The organism is Marinobacter subterrani (assembly GCF_001045555.1).
Taxonomy (GTDB): Bacteria; Pseudomonadota; Gammaproteobacteria; order Pseudomonadales; family Oleiphilaceae; genus Marinobacter; species Marinobacter subterrani.
In genome coordinates this window covers 1,580,422-1,600,194 of the sequence record NZ_LFBU01000001.1, presented here as the reverse complement: position 1 = coordinate 1,600,194, position 19,773 = coordinate 1,580,422, and the positions used below count along the sequence as shown (strand labels likewise).

The 19,773-nt window shown below is 61.0% G+C and carries 22 protein-coding genes; 17 read left to right on the top strand and 5 right to left on the bottom strand.

Annotation, left to right across the window (positions count from 1 at the left end):
• The 4 genes from msub_RS07520 to msub_RS07505 all read left to right on the top strand — a co-directional run bounded on the left by msub_RS07520 (nt 1) and on the right by msub_RS07505 (nt 4,219).
• Nucleotides 1–1,479 carry a phage tail sheath subtilisin-like domain-containing protein gene (locus msub_RS07520; protein WP_048495433.1) on the top strand — a complete coding sequence of 493 codons (1,479 nt, stop codon included), beginning with the start codon at nt 1–3 and terminating at the stop codon, nt 1,477–1,479.
• Nucleotides 1,480–1,520: 41 nt separating this feature from the next.
• A complete protein-coding gene (locus msub_RS07515) occupies nt 1,521–1,877 on the top strand; it encodes a phage tail tube protein (RefSeq protein WP_048495432.1) in 357 nt (118 codons plus the stop codon).
• Nucleotides 1,877–2,278, top strand: a complete 402-nt coding sequence (locus msub_RS07510) for a phage tail assembly protein (RefSeq protein WP_053077919.1) — start codon at nt 1,877–1,879, stop codon at nt 2,276–2,278. Before msub_RS07515 ends, msub_RS07510 begins: the two co-directional genes overlap by 1 nt.
• Nucleotides 2,279–2,386: 108 nt before the next feature.
• Entirely contained in the window at nt 2,387–4,219 is a 1,833-nt protein-coding gene (locus tag msub_RS07505) for a phage tail tape measure protein (protein ID WP_048494135.1), read from the top strand.
• 2 nt (nt 4,220–4,221) lie between these two features.
• Here the strand turns inward: msub_RS07505 and msub_RS07500 are convergent, their stop codons facing one another.
• Nucleotides 4,222–5,091 carry a hypothetical protein gene (locus tag msub_RS07500; protein WP_156182732.1) on the bottom strand — a complete coding sequence of 290 codons (870 nt, stop codon included), beginning with the start codon at nt 5,089–5,091 and terminating at the stop codon, nt 4,222–4,224.
• A 38-nt stretch (nt 5,092–5,129) separates the two neighbouring features.
• Here msub_RS07500 and msub_RS07495 point away from each other — a divergent pair, with 38 nt between their 5' ends.
• From msub_RS07495 to msub_RS07435, 13 genes are all read left to right on the top strand, one after another.
• Complete coding sequence (locus msub_RS07495; RefSeq protein WP_048494137.1) at nt 5,130–6,290, top strand: DNA circularization protein; 1,161 nt, start codon at nt 5,130–5,132, stop codon at nt 6,288–6,290.
• Complete coding sequence (locus msub_RS07490; protein WP_048494138.1) at nt 6,283–7,323, top strand: phage baseplate assembly protein; 1,041 nt, start codon at nt 6,283–6,285, stop codon at nt 7,321–7,323. Before msub_RS07495 ends, msub_RS07490 begins: the two co-directional genes overlap by 8 nt.
• Complete coding sequence (locus msub_RS07485; RefSeq protein WP_048494139.1) at nt 7,317–7,946, top strand: phage baseplate assembly protein V; 630 nt, start codon at nt 7,317–7,319, stop codon at nt 7,944–7,946. Before msub_RS07490 ends, msub_RS07485 begins: the two co-directional genes overlap by 7 nt.
• Complete coding sequence (locus tag msub_RS07480) at nt 7,946–8,386, top strand: phage GP46 family protein (protein ID WP_048494140.1); 441 nt, start codon at nt 7,946–7,948, stop codon at nt 8,384–8,386. Before msub_RS07485 ends, msub_RS07480 begins: the two co-directional genes overlap by 1 nt.
• Before the next feature lie 3 nt (nt 8,387–8,389).
• Nucleotides 8,390–9,451 carry a baseplate J/gp47 family protein gene (locus msub_RS07475; RefSeq protein ID WP_048494141.1) on the top strand — a complete coding sequence of 354 codons (1,062 nt, stop codon included), beginning with the start codon at nt 8,390–8,392 and terminating at the stop codon, nt 9,449–9,451.
• Nucleotides 9,442–10,029: a YmfQ family protein gene (locus msub_RS07470; RefSeq protein WP_048494142.1), complete on the top strand. Its 588-nt coding sequence runs from the start codon at nt 9,442–9,444 to the stop codon at nt 10,027–10,029. Before msub_RS07475 ends, msub_RS07470 begins: the two co-directional genes overlap by 10 nt.
• Complete coding sequence (locus msub_RS07465) at nt 10,029–10,976, top strand: gp53-like domain-containing protein (RefSeq protein ID WP_048494143.1); 948 nt, start codon at nt 10,029–10,031, stop codon at nt 10,974–10,976. The genes msub_RS07470 and msub_RS07465 overlap by 1 nt, the downstream gene beginning before the upstream one ends.
• Before the next feature lie 9 nt (nt 10,977–10,985).
• Nucleotides 10,986–11,564 (top strand): hypothetical protein, encoded by a 579-nt coding sequence (locus tag msub_RS07460; protein WP_048494144.1) that lies wholly within the window; start codon nt 10,986–10,988, stop codon nt 11,562–11,564.
• Nucleotides 11,561–11,986, top strand: a complete 426-nt coding sequence (locus msub_RS07455) for a C40 family peptidase (protein ID WP_048494145.1) — start codon at nt 11,561–11,563, stop codon at nt 11,984–11,986. The genes msub_RS07460 and msub_RS07455 overlap by 4 nt, the downstream gene beginning before the upstream one ends.
• Before the next feature lie 147 nt (nt 11,987–12,133).
• Nucleotides 12,134–12,322 carry a Com family DNA-binding transcriptional regulator gene (locus msub_RS21020; protein WP_082146364.1) on the top strand — a complete coding sequence of 63 codons (189 nt, stop codon included), beginning with the start codon at nt 12,134–12,136 and terminating at the stop codon, nt 12,320–12,322.
• Nucleotides 12,273–13,079: a DNA adenine methylase gene (locus msub_RS07450; RefSeq protein ID WP_048494146.1), complete on the top strand. Its 807-nt coding sequence runs from the start codon at nt 12,273–12,275 to the stop codon at nt 13,077–13,079. Before msub_RS21020 ends, msub_RS07450 begins: the two co-directional genes overlap by 50 nt.
• A 516-nt stretch (nt 13,080–13,595) precedes the next feature.
• The gene (locus msub_RS07440; RefSeq protein WP_048495430.1) at nt 13,596–14,063 is read left to right on the top strand and encodes a DUF4124 domain-containing protein; all 468 of its coding nucleotides are present in this window, start codon (nt 13,596–13,598) and stop codon (nt 14,061–14,063) included.
• 10 nt (nt 14,064–14,073) lie between these two features.
• The gene (locus msub_RS07435; protein ID WP_048495429.1) at nt 14,074–14,598 is read left to right on the top strand and encodes a hypothetical protein; all 525 of its coding nucleotides are present in this window, start codon (nt 14,074–14,076) and stop codon (nt 14,596–14,598) included.
• On the opposite strand, the gene msub_RS07430 is transcribed toward msub_RS07435, so the two are convergent.
• From msub_RS07430 to msub_RS07415, 4 genes are read right to left on the bottom strand one after another with little or no spacing between them, the layout of a single operon-like run.
• On the bottom strand, nt 14,595–14,828 hold the full coding sequence (locus msub_RS07430; protein ID WP_048495428.1) for a hypothetical protein: 234 nt from the start codon (nt 14,826–14,828) through the stop codon (nt 14,595–14,597). The genes msub_RS07435 and msub_RS07430 overlap by 4 nt on opposite strands.
• On the bottom strand, nt 14,828–16,726 hold the full coding sequence (locus msub_RS07425) for a hypothetical protein (protein WP_048495427.1): 1,899 nt from the start codon (nt 16,724–16,726) through the stop codon (nt 14,828–14,830). The genes msub_RS07430 and msub_RS07425 overlap by 1 nt, the downstream gene beginning before the upstream one ends.
• Nucleotides 16,723–17,649 (bottom strand): discoidin domain-containing protein, encoded by a 927-nt coding sequence (locus msub_RS07420; protein ID WP_048495426.1) that lies wholly within the window; start codon nt 17,647–17,649, stop codon nt 16,723–16,725. The genes msub_RS07425 and msub_RS07420 overlap by 4 nt, the downstream gene beginning before the upstream one ends.
• Nucleotides 17,649–19,769, bottom strand: coding sequence for a hypothetical protein (locus tag msub_RS07415; protein ID WP_048495425.1), 2,121 nt, complete (start codon nt 19,767–19,769; stop codon nt 17,649–17,651). Before msub_RS07415 ends, msub_RS07420 begins: the two co-directional genes overlap by 1 nt.
• Nucleotides 19,770–19,773 lie beyond the last annotated feature (4 nt).

Genomic DNA, 19,773 nt, shown 5'->3' with positions numbered 1-19,773 from the left:
ATGATTACCGCCGGTGTATTCAATGACATCCCCAGCGCGCTGCGCATTCCGGGCGTGTTCATCGAGTTCGATGACCGCCTGGCCAACAGTGGCGTATGGCAGACCCGCCTGCTGGTGCTGGGCCAGCGCAGCGCGGCTGCTGAAAAGCCCGCCCTCTCGGTTGAGCGGGTCACCAGCGCCGAACAGGCCGACCGCTTCTACGGCCGCGGCTCCATGATCGCCGAGATGATCCGCGCGGCACTGGAGATCGACCCCTACATGGAAACCTGGGCCATCCCTCTGGATGACGACGGTACCGGCGTGAAGGCTACCGGGAGCATCACCGTGGCTGGCACGGCCACCGTGCCGGGTACCCTGGCGCTGTACATCGCCGGTTACCGGGTGCGTGTTGCGGTTGACGCCGCCGATGCGGCCGCCGATATCGCCCAGAGTATGGTTGCGGCCATCACCGCTGACGATCGTTTGCCGGTGACCGCGGCCGTGGACGGCGTGGATACCACCAAAGTGAACCTCACCTGTCGCTGGGCTGGCGAGACCGGCAACGACATCGATCTGGATCTCAACCGCCAGGACGAGGTAAGCCCGAATGGCGTCACCCTGACCTTTGGGGCGATGGCCAACGGGGCCGCCAATCCGGATCTGGCCGCTGCGATCGCCGCCATGGGTGACCAGTGGTACCACTACATCGCCTGCCCCTACAACGACACCGCCAACCTGGGAGAGCTCAAGAACGAGCTGGACCGCCGCTGGGGCCCAATGGTGCAGCAGGGTGCCCGGGCGTTCACCGCGTTCCGGGGCACTCACTCTGAGACGGGCACCTTTGGCAGCGGCCACAACAACCCGCACCTGACCGTGATGGGCACCAACCTGGCAGCCAGCCCAACCTGGTTGTGGGCGGTGACCTACGCCATGGTGTCGGCGGGCTCACTGAGCAACGACCCGGCCCGGCCGCTCCAGTACCTGGCGTTGCCAGGGCTGATCGGCCCGCGTACCTCTCTGGCCTGGACCAAGGCCGAGCGCAACCTGCTGCTGTACGACGGCATTGCCACCTTCACCGTGGCCAACGACGGCACCGTGCAGATCAACCGGGAGATCACCACCTTCCAGACCAACAGCGCCGGCGTGGCCAGCGATGCCTACCTGGACATCCAGGTGCCGGAAACCCTGGAGCGGATCCGCTACGAGCAGATCAGCCGCATCCTCTCGAAGTACCCGCGCCACAAGCTGGCCGGCGATGCCGACGCCGGCAACTACGGCGCTGGCCAGCCGATCGTGACGCCCCGGGTGATCAAGGCGGAGCTGCTGGACCTGTACCGCGACTTCATGACCAGCGGCTGGGCCCAGGACTACGCCGGCTACGCCGAGAGCCTGACCGCCAACATCGACCCGGCCGACCCCAAGCGCATGAACGTGATTGACTCGCCCAAGCTGGTTGGCCAGTACCGCATCCACGCCATGCAGACCCAGTTCCGCCAGTAAGGCCTGACGCCCCTGGCATTGAGAGACAGGAGTAAAGAGACATGAGCCAGATTACCGGCAAAGCCACCGTCAAGGTGGATGGCGAGGAGCTGCTCACCGACGTGGACGCCACCCTGAACGTGGGCGGCGTGAGCCGCGAGGCCGTGATGGGGCCCCGTGGTGTGCAGGGCCACCGGGAAACCCCGGAAGCCCCAACGCTCACCACCACGGTGCGCCACACCGAAAACACCGACCTGCTGGCCCTGGGCCGCATTACCGGTGCCACCGTGCTGTTTGAGACCGACACCGGGGATGGCTACATGCTGCGCCGCGCGTTCGTAACCGACACGGTCGAGCTGAGCAGCGGCAACGGCGGCGTGCGGCTGAACTGGAGCGGTTACGGCGTGGAGCGGATCTGATGGCGGGCGCACGAATCACCGTTGCATTGATCCATGGCCTGGCCCTGGGTGAGGAGGTGCACAAGGAAGTGACCCTGCGTGAGCCCACGGCCGGCGACATTCTGGACGCCCAGGAAGCCTCCGAGCGCCTGATGATGGTGCCCACCGGCGACGGTGGCGTGGAGCCCATGCTGGTGAGCAGCCCATCGCGCAGCAGCATGGAAGTGCTGCGCCGGCAGATCGTCAGCGTGGGCGACATCAGCGGCCCGCTGGACATGAAGCTGCTGCGCAAGCTGGACCCCGAAGACCTCGACCTGCTGCTGGCCACGACCGGCAACCTCAACGCCGGCAGTATCAACCAGGTGCAGCAGGAGGTGGTGAAACGGGGGCGAGGCGAAGGCGGCCGTCCGGACGCTGACTAAAGCGATCTGGAGGGTTGCCACCCACACCGGCTGGAGTGAGGCCGAGCAGCGCGGCATGACACCGCGCCAGTTAATGCGATACATCCAACAAACCCGGAAGGACTCAGCATGAGCGAATTGCGCGCCAGCGTGGTGATGAACCTGCGGGGCAACCTGGAACGAAACGCCAGGCGTTACGAAGGCTCCATGCGCCAGCTGGCCACCAACGGCAGCCGGCACATGAGCCGCCTGCAGCGGGTGACCAGTGGTTTGGGGCGCACCCTGGAGTCCCTCGGCGGGCGCTACACCGCCATGCTCGGCGGTGCCGCTGCCGGTTACGCGGGTGTCCGGCTGGCTGTTGAGTCCGCCAAGTTGGATAAGCAGCTTATCCAGATCCGACAGACTGCGGGCGCCACCGTAGAGCAGTCTCAGTTGCTCAGAGCCGAGCTGCACCGGATGAGTGAGGAGACTGGCCAGTCTCTCGGATCCTTGCTGAACGGCTTTAACAGCCTTATTCAGGCTGGTCAGAGCTGGGAGCAGGCGCTGGCCACGATTATGGCCATTAACCCGGCCATGGCGGTGACCGGTTCTAACGCTGAAGTGCTTGCCTCGGCTGTTGGAGTTGCTGGAGAGGCATTCAAGTTTGACCTTTCTAACCCGAAAACAGCGCTGGCCTTGATTGATCAAATGACCAAAGCCGGACGACTGGGTAATGCCGAGCTGGAGGATTTGTCGAGCATTTTTGCCCGAGTCGGTGTTAATGCCAAATCTGCGGGCCTCGAATTTGCGGACACCCTGGGCTTCATCGAGCAGCTCTCGATGATCGAGAGAAACCCGGAACGTCTGGCTACCTTAGTTGATTCGACTCTGCGGTTATTCACCAATTCCAAATACATGGAGCGTGCTCAAAACGCGACGGGGGTTAGCTTCTATAACGCCGAGGGTGACCGCCGTGCAGCTTTCGACGTGCTGGACGATATTGCATCCAGGTATCAGGAGCTGGAGACCGATCAGCAGAGGGCCGGCGCTATTGAAGCAGCTTTTGGCAATGCTGACCTCGACACAATCAAGGGTCTTAGAACGCTTTTGTCCGGGGATGCGATTGCCGGCGCCAGAACCAAGACCAGAGACATTTTGAACAGCGCTGGCACGATCAGCAGGGATCTCGAAGAGGCGTTGTCGAATTCGGTTGATCAGGTCGCCCGCCTCAAGAATGCTCTCTCTGGTGCAGCAGATGAGTTCGCAAAGCCAATCAATGAGGCCGTAGAAAACGCAGTCAAATATCTTCTGGATGAACAGAATCTCAGCGGCAAGGAAATGATCGGCGGCGGGCTGGCGGCAGCGGCCGGCGGTCTGGCTTTGGCCAAAGGTGGCGGCAAGCTGCTGCAACGTTTCGGAGGCTTAGGTACCGGTGTTGCAGTTGGCAAGGCTCTTGAGGAAGCGTCCGGAGTTCAACCCGTCTATGTCGTCAACATGCCGGGTGGTGGGTTTGGTGCTGGCGCTGATGCTCGTGGCGGGGCTGGTGGTTCCAGGGGTAACAGGCGCCGTGCAAACCGTGTCAGCAACTGGCGCATGGCGCGCCGTGCGCCGTCTTTGAGAATGTTGCCAACCGCAGGGCTCGGCGTGATGGGTACGGCAGGGTTGGCAGTGGGAGCTGCTGGCGCTGCTGGATATGGAGTGGGCTCACTCGTCAGCAATAAGTTGCTGACCGATCAGGGGATGCTGGGCACTGAGACCGGCCGCAACATTGGCGAGGCTATCGGCGAGAGCGTGGCCCGCGTATTGGCTGCGTTCGGCAACGATGAAGCGCAGCGGGCTATCCGCTACAACGAAGGCCGTGGCGAGAGCACTGTGAGGATTCAGATCGATCAGGATGGTCGAGTGCGTGGGGCGACCCCAGAGAAAGGTCCGGGTGGCCCGGACCTGGACGTTGACTCTGGGGCATGGGGGATCTGGCCGTGAACTCAGTTTTTGTAAATATCTGGTTGGCGTCCCTCAGCAAGTTGCAGCAGCTTGAAGTAGCTCCCCTCATCGGTCAGGTGTTCCTCTGCCAGGAGGGTCACATCGTGCTCGGTCAGGTAGTAGGTCTCCAGAAAGGGGCCATCCCCGGGCCGGACACAAGCGCCGTATCGGTCTTTCCCGTGAGAGCAGTAGATGAGTTCCACGCCCTCATATCTGGCTTGCCGATCACAGTCCTTAGGTTCGGTCCAGGTGCCGCAGTCACCAATGGCCGGCAGGTGGTACCGGAACCTTTCCAGGGTGTCCAGCCGCCACTCGCGATAGCTGTACCTTTCTCCATGGCTGAGTCCCAGCTTGCTGGCGATCGCTTCGGATTCGGCTTTCTCGGCCGGGTCGATAGTGACGCCGATAGGGGCGTTACTTTTGGGCTCGCCTTTGGTGTAGACGACGGTGTCTCTGCCGGCTTTTCCTTGGCGGCCGCAAAACTCAGCCCCCTGATGCTTCTGTGTAAGCCATACATCGTCCCACAGGTAATAATAAACGTGGTGACCGCTGGCCACGCCGCCATCAGGGGCAACCACGAGACTGACTTCCACTTCCAGGGGCCAGCCGTAGGTGTCTTCTCGATACGGCATGGGGCTTTTCAACTCAATAGTGGGGCCTTCAACAATGCGGTCTTCGAATTTGTTAAAGAGGGTTGGGCAGGTCTCCAGAAAGCCGGCCAGGTAGCCCTTAGCTTTTTGAATGTCTTCTTGGGTCGCCTGTTCGGCGCTGATTTTCATCTCCAAGGTGCGGTCATCCCCGGCTTGAGAAACCACGATGTAAATCAACAGGCCGGCCAGCATTCCCAGCGGGACTCGAATCCAATTGCTCATCATTACACTCCCTCCATCTATCCGAGGAGCATAGCCCAATGACCTGGAGAGATCGAATCGGAGACGGCACCGCCGAGTTCCGGGGCGTGGTGCTTTACCTGGAGCGCGGCTCCATCTCACCTGGTCGCCGTGTGGAAGTGCACGAGTACCCCCTGCGCGATGAGCCCTACGCCGAAGACCTGGGCCGCAAGGCGCGGGAGTGGCAGATCACCGGCTACCTGGTGGGTGACGATTACGACGCACAGCGCAACCGCCTGGCGGATGCCCTGGAGCTGCCGGGTGCCTTTGAGATGCGCCACAGCTATTACGGCACACACCAGGTGGTGGTGATTGGTGAGCCGCGCATCACCGAAACCACCCGCGAAGGCGGCATGGCCCGGGTAACCCTTACCGTCGTTCGGGCGGATGACAAGCCCCGGTACCCGCGTGCGGTGGCAGACACCCAGAAGGTGGTGGAAGACCGCGCCGAGAGCGCCTTCGATGCCCTGCAGGCGGAGTTTGAGGAGCAGTTCGAGATCGTCGACCTGGCCGCTGATCGGGTGGAAGAGGTGGAAACCGCCATTCTGAATGCCCTTCAAGACGCGGAAGGCATCGCCGGCGATATCGGCGGCACCATTGCCCGCGTAATCCGCACGCCAGGTGAATTGGGCGTGGCCATCATAGACAGCCTGGTGGGCATTGCCGATCGGCTGGCCGAGCCATTGCGGGCACTGCGTTCCTATGAGGCGCTGTTCGGTGCCGGTGAGACCCGGTCCGCATCGCTAACCGCTCCACTGGACACCCGCCTGCAGGCCCAGGCGCAGACCGCTGCCGTTAACCTGGTTCGCCGTGGCTCAGCCGTGGCGGCTGCCCGTGCCTCTGCCAGCTGGACCTACAACACCCGCGACAGTGCCCAGCAAAGCCTGGAGACCATCCACCGTGGCTTGACCGACCCGCTCTCCACCACGGAGCCACCCACACCGGCAACCACTCAACGCCTGGTGTCTCTGCGCGCGGCCGTGGTGGATGACCTGCGCCGGCGCGGTACCGCCCTGCCAGAGCTGACTGTATTCAACACCCGCCGCGCCATGCCGGCGCTGGTGATCGCCCATCGCCTGTATGGCGACGCCACCCGCAGCGAGGAGATCGTGGCCCGCAACCGCGTCCGTCATCCAGGTGCGGTGCCCGGTGGTTCGGAGCTGGAGGTGCTGAGTGAGTGAGCTGATGTTGCGCGTAGATGGAAAGCTCCACGGCGGCTGGAAGAACGTGACCATCCGCCGGAGCCTGAAACAGATGGCGGACACCTTCGAGGTAAGCCTGACCGAGAAATGGGCGGACTCACCTGAGCCCCGGCCGCTGCGCCCGGGCCAGTCGGTGACGGTAGAGATTGACGGCGAGCGCGTGATTACCGGTTACATCGACGACGTGCTGCCTAGTTACGACGCCCGCACGCACAGCCTGGTGGTTAGCGGCCGTTCTAAAACGGCAGACCTGGTGGATGCCTCCGGTACCGCCCAACCGATTGAGACGTCCCAGACCGTGCTGCAGATCGCCCGCAAGCTGGCCCGGCCTTTTGGCATTGAGGTGGTGGCCGAGATCAACGTGGGCGGGCCGATTCGTAGCCTGGAGGTGGAGCCTGGCCAGACCTACGCCGAGGCCCTGGCCCAGATTGCCAGTTACCGCGCACTCATTCTGGTACCGGATGCCGATGGCCGCCTGGTGATCACCCGGCCGCCGCGCGGGCGCTTGAGCACGGAGCTGGCCCTGGGCGAGAACATCCGCACGGCCAGCGGCCGCTTCAGCGATCGGGACCGGTTCAGCGAAGTGATTGTCCAAGGCCAAAGCGTGGCCGACGACGCCATCTGGGGTGAAACAGCCAGCGAGCCGGAGGGCCGGGCCAAGGACACTGGTATTGGTCGGTACCGCCCCACGTTGGTGGTTTGTGACACCGGTGTGGATCGCAGCTCCTGTAAGCAACGGGCGGATTGGGAAGTGCGCCGGCGCTGGGGTGAATCCCGGGGCGTGACTTACACGGTGGCCGGCTGGCAGCACGCCCAGGGCATCTGGCGGCCGGGGGACATCGTGCCAGTGCGCGATCGTTGGCTGGGGCTGGATGGCGTGGAGTGGCTGATCACTGAGGTGCAGCTGCTGCTCGATGAGCGCGGCGAACGCAGCGAGATCCGTGTGGCCCCGCCCAGCAGCTTTGACCTGCAGGCCCAGCCGGAGCCCGAGCAAGAGGAGAGTGTGTGGTGAATGCGCGCGAGGCTTACAAACTGCTGTCGCCGCTGTGGCGCCGCCTGCGCCTGCTGATCAGCCGGGGCGTGGTTGGCCGTACCGAATCCAGCGCAGGGCTGCAGCGCCTGCAGATGAGCCTGCTCAAGGGCGAAACCCGCAACCTGGAGCACATGGAGCCGTACGGGTTTACGGCTCGACCGCTGAAGGGCGCGGAGACCATCGCCGCTGCCGTGGGCGGTGCCCGTGGCCACCTGGTGGCGCTGGTGGCCAGCGACCGCCGGTACCGCCGCAAGGGCTTGGCCGAGGGTGAGGTGGCGCTTTACACCGATGAGGGCGACGAGCTGGTGTTCGCGCGCGGTCGCGTGGTGCGCCTGAACGCCGGTAACGCGGTGGAAGTGACGGCGCCGGAGGTACGGGTGATCGCCAGCACGTCCGTCACCCTGGACACGCCGCTGACCACGGCCACCGGCAACCTGGTGGTTGAGCAGAACATCAACGCCGGCGGCAACATGGTGGCGGCCGGCCAGGTGCAGGACGGCGTAGGCACCATGAGTGACATGCGCGGTACCTACAACAGCCATACCCACAATGAAAACGACAACGGTGGGCCGACTGATTCGCCCAACCAGGGGATGATCTGATGGATGTGCGCCTAAAGGGACTCAATGGGGAGCTGGACGTGTCTCTTGGTACCAACGGCGACCTACTGGCTGACGATGGCATGCGCACGGCCGTGGCGCTGTCACTCCTGAGCGATCGCCGCGCCCGTGCGGACGACGCCTTGCCAGACGGCACCACCGACCGGCGTGGCTGGTGGGCCGACGCCCTGGCCGATCGGCAGGGTGACCAGTTTGGCTCGCGCCTCTGGCTGCTGAGCCGCGAGAAGGATCTGGAGGAAGTTCGCCGGCGTGCCGAGGGCTACGCCCGGGAGGCGCTGCAATGGTTGCTGGATGACCGCGTGGCCACCGATATCGAAGTGGAAGCGCGCACGGTGGGTGGTGACCGGCTGCTGATCGACGTGGCTGTGATCCGTGGTGACGGCACGCGCCTGGCGCAACAATTTGACTATGTGTGGAGGTAATCGATGCCCTGGAACTCGCCGAGCTTAACCGAACTGGCCGAAGGCGTCCGGGCCGATATCCGGGGTCGGGTGTCGTCGGCACGTCCGGAGTTGCGCCGGTCGCTACTGCGGGTGATTGCCGATGTGGATGCCGGTGTGGCTCATGGCCTTTATGGCTATCTGGCGTGGCTGGCCAAGCAACTGATGATCGACACTGCGGATGCGGAGTACCTGGAACGCTGGGCAGGCATCTGGCGGATCGAGCGGGAAGAGGCGGTGTCTGCCACTGGCCCGGTGCTGTTGACCGGCACCTCCGGCGCGCAGGTGTTGCAGGATACAGAGCTTGAGCATGACAGCGGTGCGGTCTACACGGTGGACGACACCGTGACTCTGGATGCTCAGGGCAATGCGGTGGCGCAACTCACGGCTGTAGAGCCTGGTGCCTCCGGCAATCTGGATGCCGGCGCCACGCTGCGTTTTGTGGAACCGGTAAGCGGCGTGAATGCTGAGGCCACAGTAGATACAGAGGGGCTCACTGGCGGCGCCGATCAAGAGGACATTGAGCGGCTCCGGGAGCGACTGCTGGAGCGGATTCGCCGGCAGCCCCATGGGGGCAGCGAGGCGGATTACATTGGCTGGGCCCTCGAGGCGCATCCGGATGTGACCCGGGCCTGGGTTTACCCGCATCAACCGGACGAAGGGGAGGTGTCCCTGCGCCTGGTGTGCGACGAACTGGCCAACATTATTCCCACCGATGCCGTCATACAGGCGGTCGAGACCTACATCGATGGGGAGCGTCCGGTGGCCGCCAGAGGGTTTTATGCTGTTAAACCAGTGGCCAAACCGTTAGATCCGAGCATCCGTCTAACGCCTGACACCCAGCAAGCCCGCGATCGGGTAAGTGCCGCACTCAAGGACTTTCTGACCGATGTGGCCAAGCCTGGTGGCACTCTATATCGAGAGCAGCTATCCGGTGTCATCTACGTAGCCGCCGGAGACAGCCGCCATGAACTGGTGATGCCTGACACGGATGTGGTGCATGCCATTAACGAAATCGCCGTTCTGGGGACACCGACATGGCTTTAAGCCGTGACCAGTATAAAGACCTGATGAATCAGCTGGCTCCGCCCGGGGCAGCTCTGCCGCAAGCGCCCGAGAGCCTTTGGCAGCAACTTCTGGCTGCTCGGGCTGGCGCGTTCGAACGATTGGACGGTCGGGCGGATGTGCTGATCAACGAGGCGGATCCGCGTACCGCCTATGAGCTGCTCAGCGACTGGGAGCGAGTGGCCGGCTTGCCTGATCCTTGTGTCGACCGTGAGCAGACCATCGCAGAGCGTCGAGCGGCCCTGTTGCGAGTGTTCACGAGTACCGGCGGTGCCAGCCGCAAGTACTTTCAGGAACTGGCGGCGGATCTCGGTTACGCCGTTGCGGTGGAAGACTACACCGCGCATACCGTTGGCGACCCGGTTGACAAGCCGATCTATGGCATCGCCTGGCGATGGGCTTTCACCGTGCGCAGCGCCGAGGAAACCGTGATCTATCACTCCGTCATCGGCAACGTCGGCGAGGCCCTTGCCACGTGGGGCAACGACCGCTTGGAGTGTGTTATTGAGCGCCTGAAGCCGGCGCATACCCGTGTTCTATTTGCTTATGGAGAGGACTGATGGTCGATAGAGTTTATGAGCGCAATGCAACGCAGTCGGCGCCGCAGGCTCCACAAACGCCCAGTGCAGGTTATCCGACCGATGGCAACCCCGCGCAGGGTATCCCCGCGACAATTCCGGGTGCTTACTGGTACCACATGATTCTGGAGAGCCTGGTGGCCTTGGTCTCGAAATCAGGCCAGCAACCGGATCACACGGACTTGCAACAGGTGGTCGAAGCTGTAAGTCGGCTTTCTGCCCGTGGTGTTACGACCGTTACCAGTGCGGACTCGCCGAAGTCCCTGACCGTGGCCGAGGCCGGGCTGGTGCTGGTGGATGCTAGTGCAGGCGATGTGACACTGAATTTGCCGGCCTCTGCTGGCAATAAGGGCCTGGGCTACACAATCGCCCGCACCGACAGCAGCGCCAACGCCGTGACGGTGACCCCGGACGGCACGAACCCGGACACCATCGAGGGTGCTGCCAGCCTGTCCCTGACCGTTTCCCGGCGCTTAGTGCTCATTGCGGACGGTGTGACCGACTGGACTGCGCCGGTGTTGGTGGCGACGGATGCCGAGGCTCAGGCCTTCGACGCCGGACGGTTGATCGATGGCGCAGCTTTGTTGGCAGCATTTAAAGGCGGGAACCAGAATCTGGCGGACAGTGGTTATCAGAGGCTTCCAGGTGGTCTGATCATTCAATGGGGTAAAGCAGCTACCGATAGTCAGGGCTTCATAGCAGCTTTCTTTCCGATCGCCTTCCCAAACGCGTTCTTGGGCGCAGTATTAACTGAGGCAAATGCGGATTCAGCTACTGGAGGACTTTGGGACACGGACACCGCGACTGTTTACGGAACCAACGGTAATAGCACTTTGACGGAAATTCGAGGCGCGGGACGCAGGCTCGACCCTACAGGCCCTTCCAAGCAGGCAGGGATGGCTGCTCAATACTTCGCTTTCGGATACTAGGAGTCGTATATGGCACTTTACTTTAGCAAGACTGCCGGTGGATTTTTCGATGACGCCATTCACGACAACCTGCCTGCCGACGTTGTCGAGATTTCATATGAAGATCACGCTACATTGATCAACGGGCAGGCGGACGGAAGCACGATAAAGGTTGATTCAGATGGCAGGCCGTACTTGGAGTCGAAGCCGATACCCGTTTTGGCCGATCGGCGAAAATCAGCCAAGCAAGCCATCGACCGGGCTGCGGGACAAGCCCGCCAACGCTACGTAAGTGATGGCCAACTGGTGGAGCAGGAATATCGCCAGGCGCTGGAGGCCACAAAAGAGTGGCGTGCGGCCGGCAGTCCGGCAAATTCGGTGCCGGCAGATATTCAGGTGTGGGCAGACGCTGCAGGTATTTCTGCAGAGGAATCGGCCCAGAACATCGAAGCTACTGCCGCAGCCTGGACACAAGTTCTCAGTAACATCCGCCAGATCCGCCTATCTGGGAAAGCCGCTGTCGACGCGGCCACCGACCAGTCATCCGCACATGACATGGAGGTGGTCGCCCAGCCTTATATAGACCAGCTAGAAGCCCTGAAACCATGATCACCCTGCAATTCTCCACCACCAAAGGCATCGGCAACCGGGTGATCCGCTGGGCCACCTGGTCGCCGTTCAGCCATGTGGACCTGGTTCTGGACGATGGCCGGCTGCTGGGCGCCACGGCCCGTTTCGGTGTCTCCGTGCGAGATCCCGAGCCGGTTAAGGCGTCTGTTCGCTTCCAGGTGGCTGCGCCTGCTGAGGTTGTTGAGGCCGCCCGCAGCCAGATTGGCCGGCCCTACGACTGGCCCGGCATCTTTGGATGGGGCTTTCGCCGTAACTGGCAGGAGCAAGACTCCTGGTTTTGTTCTGAGCTGATTGCCTGGGCTTTCCAACAGGCCGGGCATCCGTTGCTCCGTTTCGACAAGGTATGGAGGGTCACCCCCCGCGACATCCTATTGTCTCCACTGCTGGAAGCCATCGATTAATTTTGAAGAAAAGAGAAAGCGACCCAATAGCGCTGCCACGCTAGAGGGCCACCAGAACACAGCGAGCTAGGCGCTGTGAACCAGCCAAGGCTTTCTCACCGCGACGTCACGGCGCGAGAAAGCCTACCAGAAACAAGGTAGGTTCACATGCATAACATCCGTTGTGGTAGTTGCAACAGGCTGCTCGCTAAGGGTTTGTTTGAACAACTAGAAATCAAATGCCCGCGCTGCGGGAAAATCAACGAGAGGACCGCGAGTCCCATGGAAAAGGATGTGAAGTACTCCCATGGCAAAACCTCTCGTACCCTGGATCGGCGGCAAACGAAAACTCGCTGATCACATTATCCCGCTGTTCCCAGACCACAGCTGCTACGTAGAACCATTCTGCGGCGCAGCTGCACTGTTTTTCATGAAGGATCCTTCCAAGGTCGAGATCTTGAATGATGTGAATGGCGACTTGGTTAACCTTTACCGCGTGGTCAAGTACCACCTGGAGGAGCTGTACAAACAGTTCAAGTGGCTGCTATCGAGTCGGCAGCACTGGGAGTGGATGAGCCAGACCCCGCCTGAGACCATGACGGACGTCCAGCGGGCTGCGCGCTTCCTATACCTGCAAAAGCAGGCGTTCGGTGGCAAGGTCGATGGTCAGTGCTTTGGAACAAGCGCCACCAGCCGTCCTCGGTGGAACATCTACACACTTGAGCATGACCTGGCCGAGGCCCACTATCGGCTTTCGGGCACAACGATCGAGCACCTCGACTGGAAAAAGATAATCCAGAAGTACGACCGCCCCGGCACTCTGTTTTACCTAGACCCACCATACTGGCAAACCGAAGGATACGGAGTTCCTTTTGGGTTCGAGGAATATGAGTCTATGGCGTCTCTCGCCAAGTCAATCGATGGTGAGATGATCATAAGCATCAACGACCATCCTGATGTCAGATCGGCCTTCAGTGGCCTTCACGTTGTAGAGGTCGATTATCAGTACACTGTGGGTGGTTCAGACAAGCCCTCAAGCTGCGTTGAGCTCATTTACGGAAGCTGGGAAAAGGCTCCGGTCCCGAGGGGGCAGGCTGGTCTATTTGAGCGGTGATTTACCGTGGTTTGCGTGTGCCAAGTCCGGCGCCACTCGGTGCCAAATCCGGCGCGCGTTTACACTTTGTGGGTTTCGGCTATTGAGTATGCCATACCTGGTGGAACCGGAGCAGGGCTGGTAACGTTAATTGGGTGTGCCGGAGGGTGAATCAAAAGCAGTGAAGACTTGGTGGACTTTTCGGGATTGATTCAGCAACAAAAAAGCCCGGCTCTTTCGAGTCGGGCTTTTCAGAATACTGGTAGCAAGGGGCGGAGTCGAACCGCCGACCCCAGCATTATGAGTGCTGCCAGCAATTATAACTATCTGATTTAATTAAGGTCATGCCGGACGCCCTCGCCCACATTCCCCTATAAATGCACATCCATGTTCATGGTGTGGCCACAAAATGCCCACAGTGGTTCCAAAATTCACCCCTAAATTTCGGGGTATGCCCACAATATTTGTCTTATATTTTGCAGTTTTTAACAACCGCCTTCCGGTGATTCAGCTAAGGTGTTCGGAACGGAGGTTAGTATGCTCAAGGAAGTCATCATTTCTATATCGATGCTGTTGGCTATGCCAGCAGCGGCGAACGCCGCAGTCTATAAATGCACGATCAATGGTCAGGCCGTGTTCTCCGATGAGCCCTGCGGAGAAGACGCTAAAAAGCTTGATCATCAGCCCGCCCCAGCTATCGGCGGCCGGTTCGATACTGGTACTGATGCAGAATTTTACGAACCAGAAAAGCGAGCCAGCGAATCAACCAGCGATCCATGTCCTTATATCAACTCCACTCGGATGAGGCGCCTGCAGATCGAGAATAAGATCACTCGGGGTATGAAGCCGGCGGATGTCCGCAGGTCCTGGGGACCTCCCAGCAGTGTGCGTACAGGTGGCAGCTCAATACAGTGGGCTTACCACTATCCAGGTGGCTCTGCCAACTACGTCTATTTCAAACACGGTTGCGTTTCAGACTGGAGCGGATATTACCGCACGTATTAAGGGATGATTTATGGCGAATTCAGATAAAGAAAAGTACCCGGCTCTAAGGATTATTGCTGCCTGGTATAAAGCCTTTGGTTACTTGGTAGGCGCTGTTCTTGTCGTTTCTGCAATTGTAACGATATGGAATGACGGTAGCACGGCCGTTGCCGGGGGGATGTTCGTTGGCGCGGTTACATTCGTCATTTTGTCTATAGCTGTTGCGGAGATCATTCAGGTTTTTCTGGACTCCGAGAGTAACACCAGGCTTAGCGCAGAATACCTCGGCGAGCTTGTGAGCATGCAAGCCAAGGAAAATAAGCTAAAGGCTCCGCCAGCGAAAGCACCGGCACCCATTAAGCCGCGCCCGGAACCCGCTAAAAAAGCCAGCTCCGCTCAGGCTGAGACAATAAAAGATCTGATAAAAAGCCTCCGCGGTGACGGACTTTCTCCGGATGAGATCGCCAAAGAGCTGAAAGCTGAAGCCATGCCGACCCTGGATGGATCTGCCAGCTGGGATGCAGATGCAGTTCAGGGTGTGTTATCTAAGGGTTAAACATACTGCGTGGCGCTGGGCAGATCCGGTGCCTCGCCGATGATCTGCTCCCCCTCTACCCACGCCTTCTTTCCGGCCGACACCAGCCCACCTTTCAGCCTTACACGTTGTCCGTCCCGCCGGGTGGCCAGGCTTGTGCCGTCGGCGTTTACCTGGTCGATGGTGACGGTGTATCGGCCGGCTCGCGGGAGCAGCCTCTGAAATCGTTTCCACGGGTTAACGGTTGCCATCAGTAATAGTGCCTTTCAAGTTTGACGGTCTGGGTGACGCGGCCAGTACCGGGGTTGCTGACGCTGATGCTGTTGCCCAGGACGTTGCCGCGCCAATTGTTGGCCGGTTCTGTTGAATCCCGGTACTCCGCCAGCATGGCTGGCTGAATGAGGCCAGGGGATCCGCTGGTTGGCAATACCGTCTCGATGGTCACGATCTCCTGGTTACCGCTGGCGGCGATCGCGGTCAGGCCACGGAGCCGGCACTGTGCCGCCTCGACGTTGAGGTCTGCAAAGATGTCCGGGGCGGGCTTGTCTCCGGCGGTGCTTGTTCGGATGACATCGATGGCGACGCCGTCGGTGACGCCGCTGACAAACACCGAGTTGTACTCCGGCTGCGGCTCCCACTGGCCGGAGTAACTGATCACCATGGCGTCCTGGATGATGGTGTCGATCTCGCCGGCGGTCAGTGTGTCGTAGTTCCAGGGCCCGATTTGGCGGTACCGGTGGCGGATGTGCAGGATGTCCTGCTCCTGGTCTGGCACCACCACGGCGCCAATGGACTCCGCCAGTTCGGTGATCACCTGCATGGCGGTTTTATCCTCCCACCCCCAGGCGCCTGCCGGGATCACGTAATCATAGAGCCCGGTCTGGAGCTGTGCGGTAAAGCCGGTGTACTGGAGCTGGTCGGCGATGGCTTGCATCATCGTTGTCTGGGTCTCGATGCGGCCGGTGCGCTTGGGCGCGTAAGGCTCCGCCAGCAACTGGGAACGGGATACCCCTTTGACCGTGTAAGCCTCCCGGGCAAATTGCTTGTTGAGGCTGTATCGCTCGATGACAAACCGCCACTCATGGCCGTTGATGGTCGCGATCACCTCAGCAGGGCCGGCGACGGTGGGGCGGATCTGATCCATGCTGGCTCGGTTGAGGATGGTGCAACTCATGGTCCATGCAAAGCTGTCCGCGTCCAGATCGATTGTCAGGCCTTTAAACTCCAGGGGCGTACCGGTAACGGCTTCGAGCAGGCTGCTGCTGTTCATGATTCGGTAGGTCCTTTTGATTTCCGGTGCGGGCGGCGGCTCGTTGATTGGCGGGTCCGGGATGACCGCGCTTGGCATTTCGATCTCGGTACCGAGCCGGGGCTTTCTGTCCCACGGGTGGATCGTGCGCCCGTCCAGTGCTTCCTTAAGCGACCAGCCGGGCACGTCGGGCTGACTGTCCACGGATCGGGTCGGGGGTTTCACCTCGACCAGCAGGGCCTCCGGTACCAGCTCGAAATCGACTACCAGCGCCCCGGACGGGGTGTAGGGAGAGCGCACCAGATTCAGGGTTTCGTCATGTTCCAGGTTGACCACTTCCGGCGGCGGGACCTGCCAGTTCAGGATCGAATCGTAAGCTCTGGCGGTGCTGGTGACGTTGTGGTCGCGCGGATCGTTGAAGCCCTGATCGGCACGCCGGTCCTTCGGCGTCTGAACGTCCCACGCCTGTCGGCCGTAGCCGGCGGGGGCGTCGCGCTCGGGCACTTTGGCCCAGCGGGCACGTTCGGCCCTGAGATCGAGCGGGGTGGCCTCGTCGCCGCTGAAAGGGTTTTGCCGCTTGTCCCTTGGTGGTACGCGATCCCAGCCGCTGGCGTAGCCGTCGAGGCCCAGAACGCGTGCCTGCTCGCTCCGGTGCTGCCTGCCGGCGCCGTCCTCGGGGTTGGCGAGGGCGTGCCCCTGAATCCGGCGGTCGCTGGCCTGCTGACTGGCCTGGGCGCTCAGGTAGCCGTGGGGCACGGCCAGGGGTGGCTTTCGATAGATGAAACCGCCGCTCGACTCGGCCAGATCGAAGTCCAGCGCGAGCGGGTCCAGTACCGGGCTGTACTGGCTGCCGAGGTCTAGTGCGACGGAGAGCGGATCGGTTTCCGGGGCGTAGGTCATGACGCCGTTAGCGAGTAGGTTCTAGTTTCATTTTCCGTCCATGTCGGATCGGCAGTGATGCTTTTTACAGTCTCCCATGTCACGCCATCATCTGATCGCTGAATGTCGAATGTTATCGGCATCCTTTGTACGAAAAAGGAAGTCGGGCCAGATTCTAGAGTCACTGCAGAAACCTCTAAAGGCTCTGGAAACTCGTAGCCAATCCATTGCGGTAGCGGATCACTGCCATTTGAACACCAGTAGTTCGATACGTCGTCATCAAAGGCGTTGCTTGCGGAATTAGAAGTGGTGTTATTTTGGCTGCTAAACAACACTGCGCCAGAAGTTGCCGGGAAATACGTTCCATTAGCATCGAAAAACTTAAATTCTGCCATAGCTGCGGTGTAGCTGGTTTCCGATCCGCTATTTTCAGTTATGTATAAGCGCCAGAACGACGACACATTTACCGTTGGTGTATCCACCACCATAACTACCGGCTTTACTGGCCCATGCACCATTGGCCGGTAGAATGGCTTGGCGATCATCGAGGAGGTGCCGTATATCTGAGATGTCTCAGTATCCACAATCCAAGTAGGCTCGTCGGTCGGCAAGGTTCCGGAACTTGTGCATTCCCAAACGTAACCGTTCGGGGTGGTCGGATGAACACGGTCGCCCACGGCCACGTTGAGGTCAGGGGCAAAGTCTAGGCCGTAGTCGTCGAAGGCCACTACGAAAACCTCGTATCCGTAGCCGGCCAGCAGATCGATGGTGTACTCACCGGTGTCTGGGTCGCTGTAGGCGTGACCAAGGGATCTGCTTAGGTCAACGGCTTGGCCATCGATGTTGTGGCTAGTTGCGCTATACCCGAATGCGCGGACAGTGCGCTGGGCCGGGTTGCCGTCAATTTGGACGACGCCTGAAACTTTGCTTGCTTGCTCTGCCATTAGTCAGCATCCCCCCTGTTCTGCGTGGCGAATTGGTCAGTCTCTTCGACGGCCCGCCCCGCCACGATCGTACGCGCCACCCAGAAGGGTGCCTGTCCGCCATCTGTGTTGAAACGCAAGGTGTTGCCGCTTACCCAGCCACTGCCCCAGCCGGCGGATCGGATGGTGAAGTACGGTGCGCCAGTGGCCTGGTTGGTTGGCGCCAAGTCGGCGCTGATGTTCCCGGTGGCGACCACGCCCACGGTCTCCCCGATTACCTCAAAGCTGGTGCTGCTGGTAAACCGGATTGCCCAGCGTTCCTTGATCGCGCCCTGGTTGGTGATCTCGATGGGGTTGCTCACCAGGTTGTACTTGGCGGTAGTGCTGTTACCGACCAGATCATCGGACCAGGTGCCGCTCCATGCCTGCTGATGAAAGGCGTTATAGGTGCGGGCGCGTAGGTCGCCATAGAGCACGGCTGCACTGGCGATGGTTTCGCCGGCGGTGTAGTCCTGGGAGAGCGGAATATTCAGGCCGATCTGCCCGCCGATCTGTACGTCGGTGGCCAACCCCATGTCTTCCACGCGGTTGTAGACGGTGAGCGGTTCGGTGACGGCGTTGGCGTCCACATCGACCAGCGCCAGCGGGTCGGCAAAGGTCAGGGTGCCGGCGGTGGTGTCGAGGGTGTACTGTGCCGGATCCAGCCGGTTGCCGTTAGCACCCTCCACCCAGGCCTCGGCCTGATTGACGCGGCCGAAGTCCACCACCTGCCCGGCGGTGACGGTGGCCAGCTCGGTGCTCTGGGTGTTGCTGACCACGATCACGTCTCCCAGGTTGAACTGAGGGACGCGGCCATCGCTGGGCAGGCGGGTAGCATCGAGACCAACCAGATCGGCGTCCAACGGCAGGAATGTATAGCTGACGGCGCTGTAACGCACGGTGCTGGGCACCACGGGCGGACCGCTTGAGGCGGTGTCGTCCGACCACTGAATCGTGACCAGCCCGGTTTGCGTATCCACGAACCCGGAGACGATGCTACCTCCGGTGAGGTTGCCCGCCGTGTCAGCGTTCAGCGTGACCTGGTTGCCCTCGATGTCGGTGGCGTTGACGATCAGGCTTCCCTCCCGCAGCGGCGATCCGGCGGTCCGGAAGATGGTTCGGTTCGCTGGGGCCTGGTTGAGCGTTGTCAGGCAGGCCAGCAGCGTGACTGGGGTGCTGGTTGGGGTGTCCGCCGGGTAGTCAGTCAACGTGGCCAGTCCGGAGGCGTAGTCGATGCTGCCGACGGCGGTGCCGGTGTTGGTGACAGGCGACCAGTCTTTGACGATGGCGCCGTCCTGGTCGCGGTAGAGGGTGCTGCCGATCTGGAACAGAACGCTGTTCGGAATGATGGTGCGGCTGCTGGTCGGCGTCAGGTCGATGGTCAGCCCTGGGATAGGGCGCGTGGTGCTGCGAACCTGAACCGGGTCGGCCGGATCTGTCCATTCGATGGTCGCGGTGGTTCCGTTGTAGGACTCTATCGCCGATTCTGTATCGACTCTCCAATAGATTCCGCTACCAATTAAGGAAGCTTCGGGATAAATCTTGTAGTCATAGCTCTGCCTGGCGTCAAAGGTGATTTCGCCGGTTGCATAATTGACGGTGCCCAGTACAGGCCCGCCTTTTTCTCGGCGCAGGTTTCCGTTCCCGTCGTCAGTGATGGCCACTTGATCGGTGGTGTACTCGATGCGGTCCGTCTTTCCGGATATTGGCAGATAGATCCAGCGTTTTGCGATCCTTTGCACGCTGAGCCGAATATCCACTGAGCCGGGCCGCATAGCGACTGCCGGGCTGTAGGTGGTATCAGACCCGGCAGTGGTGACCAGGGTGATGCTGTCCGTCAACTTGGTGGTGCCCTGCCAGTCCTCGTACTCAATGGTGTAGTCGCCACCTGCCGGGCTCGGGGCTGGGTCCGGGTTGATGAAGATCAGGCCGTTTGAGTAGCTGATGGTACCGGTGCCGGCGCCGGTCAGTCCGCCAGCGCCGTCATCGGTCAGGGTGTACTGTGTACCGCCGGTCGTCCATTTGACGACGACGCTGCCGGCGGACAGATTGCGCTTAATCTGTGCGCTGGCGAAGGTATAGGGTTGTGCGACCATGCCCATGCGG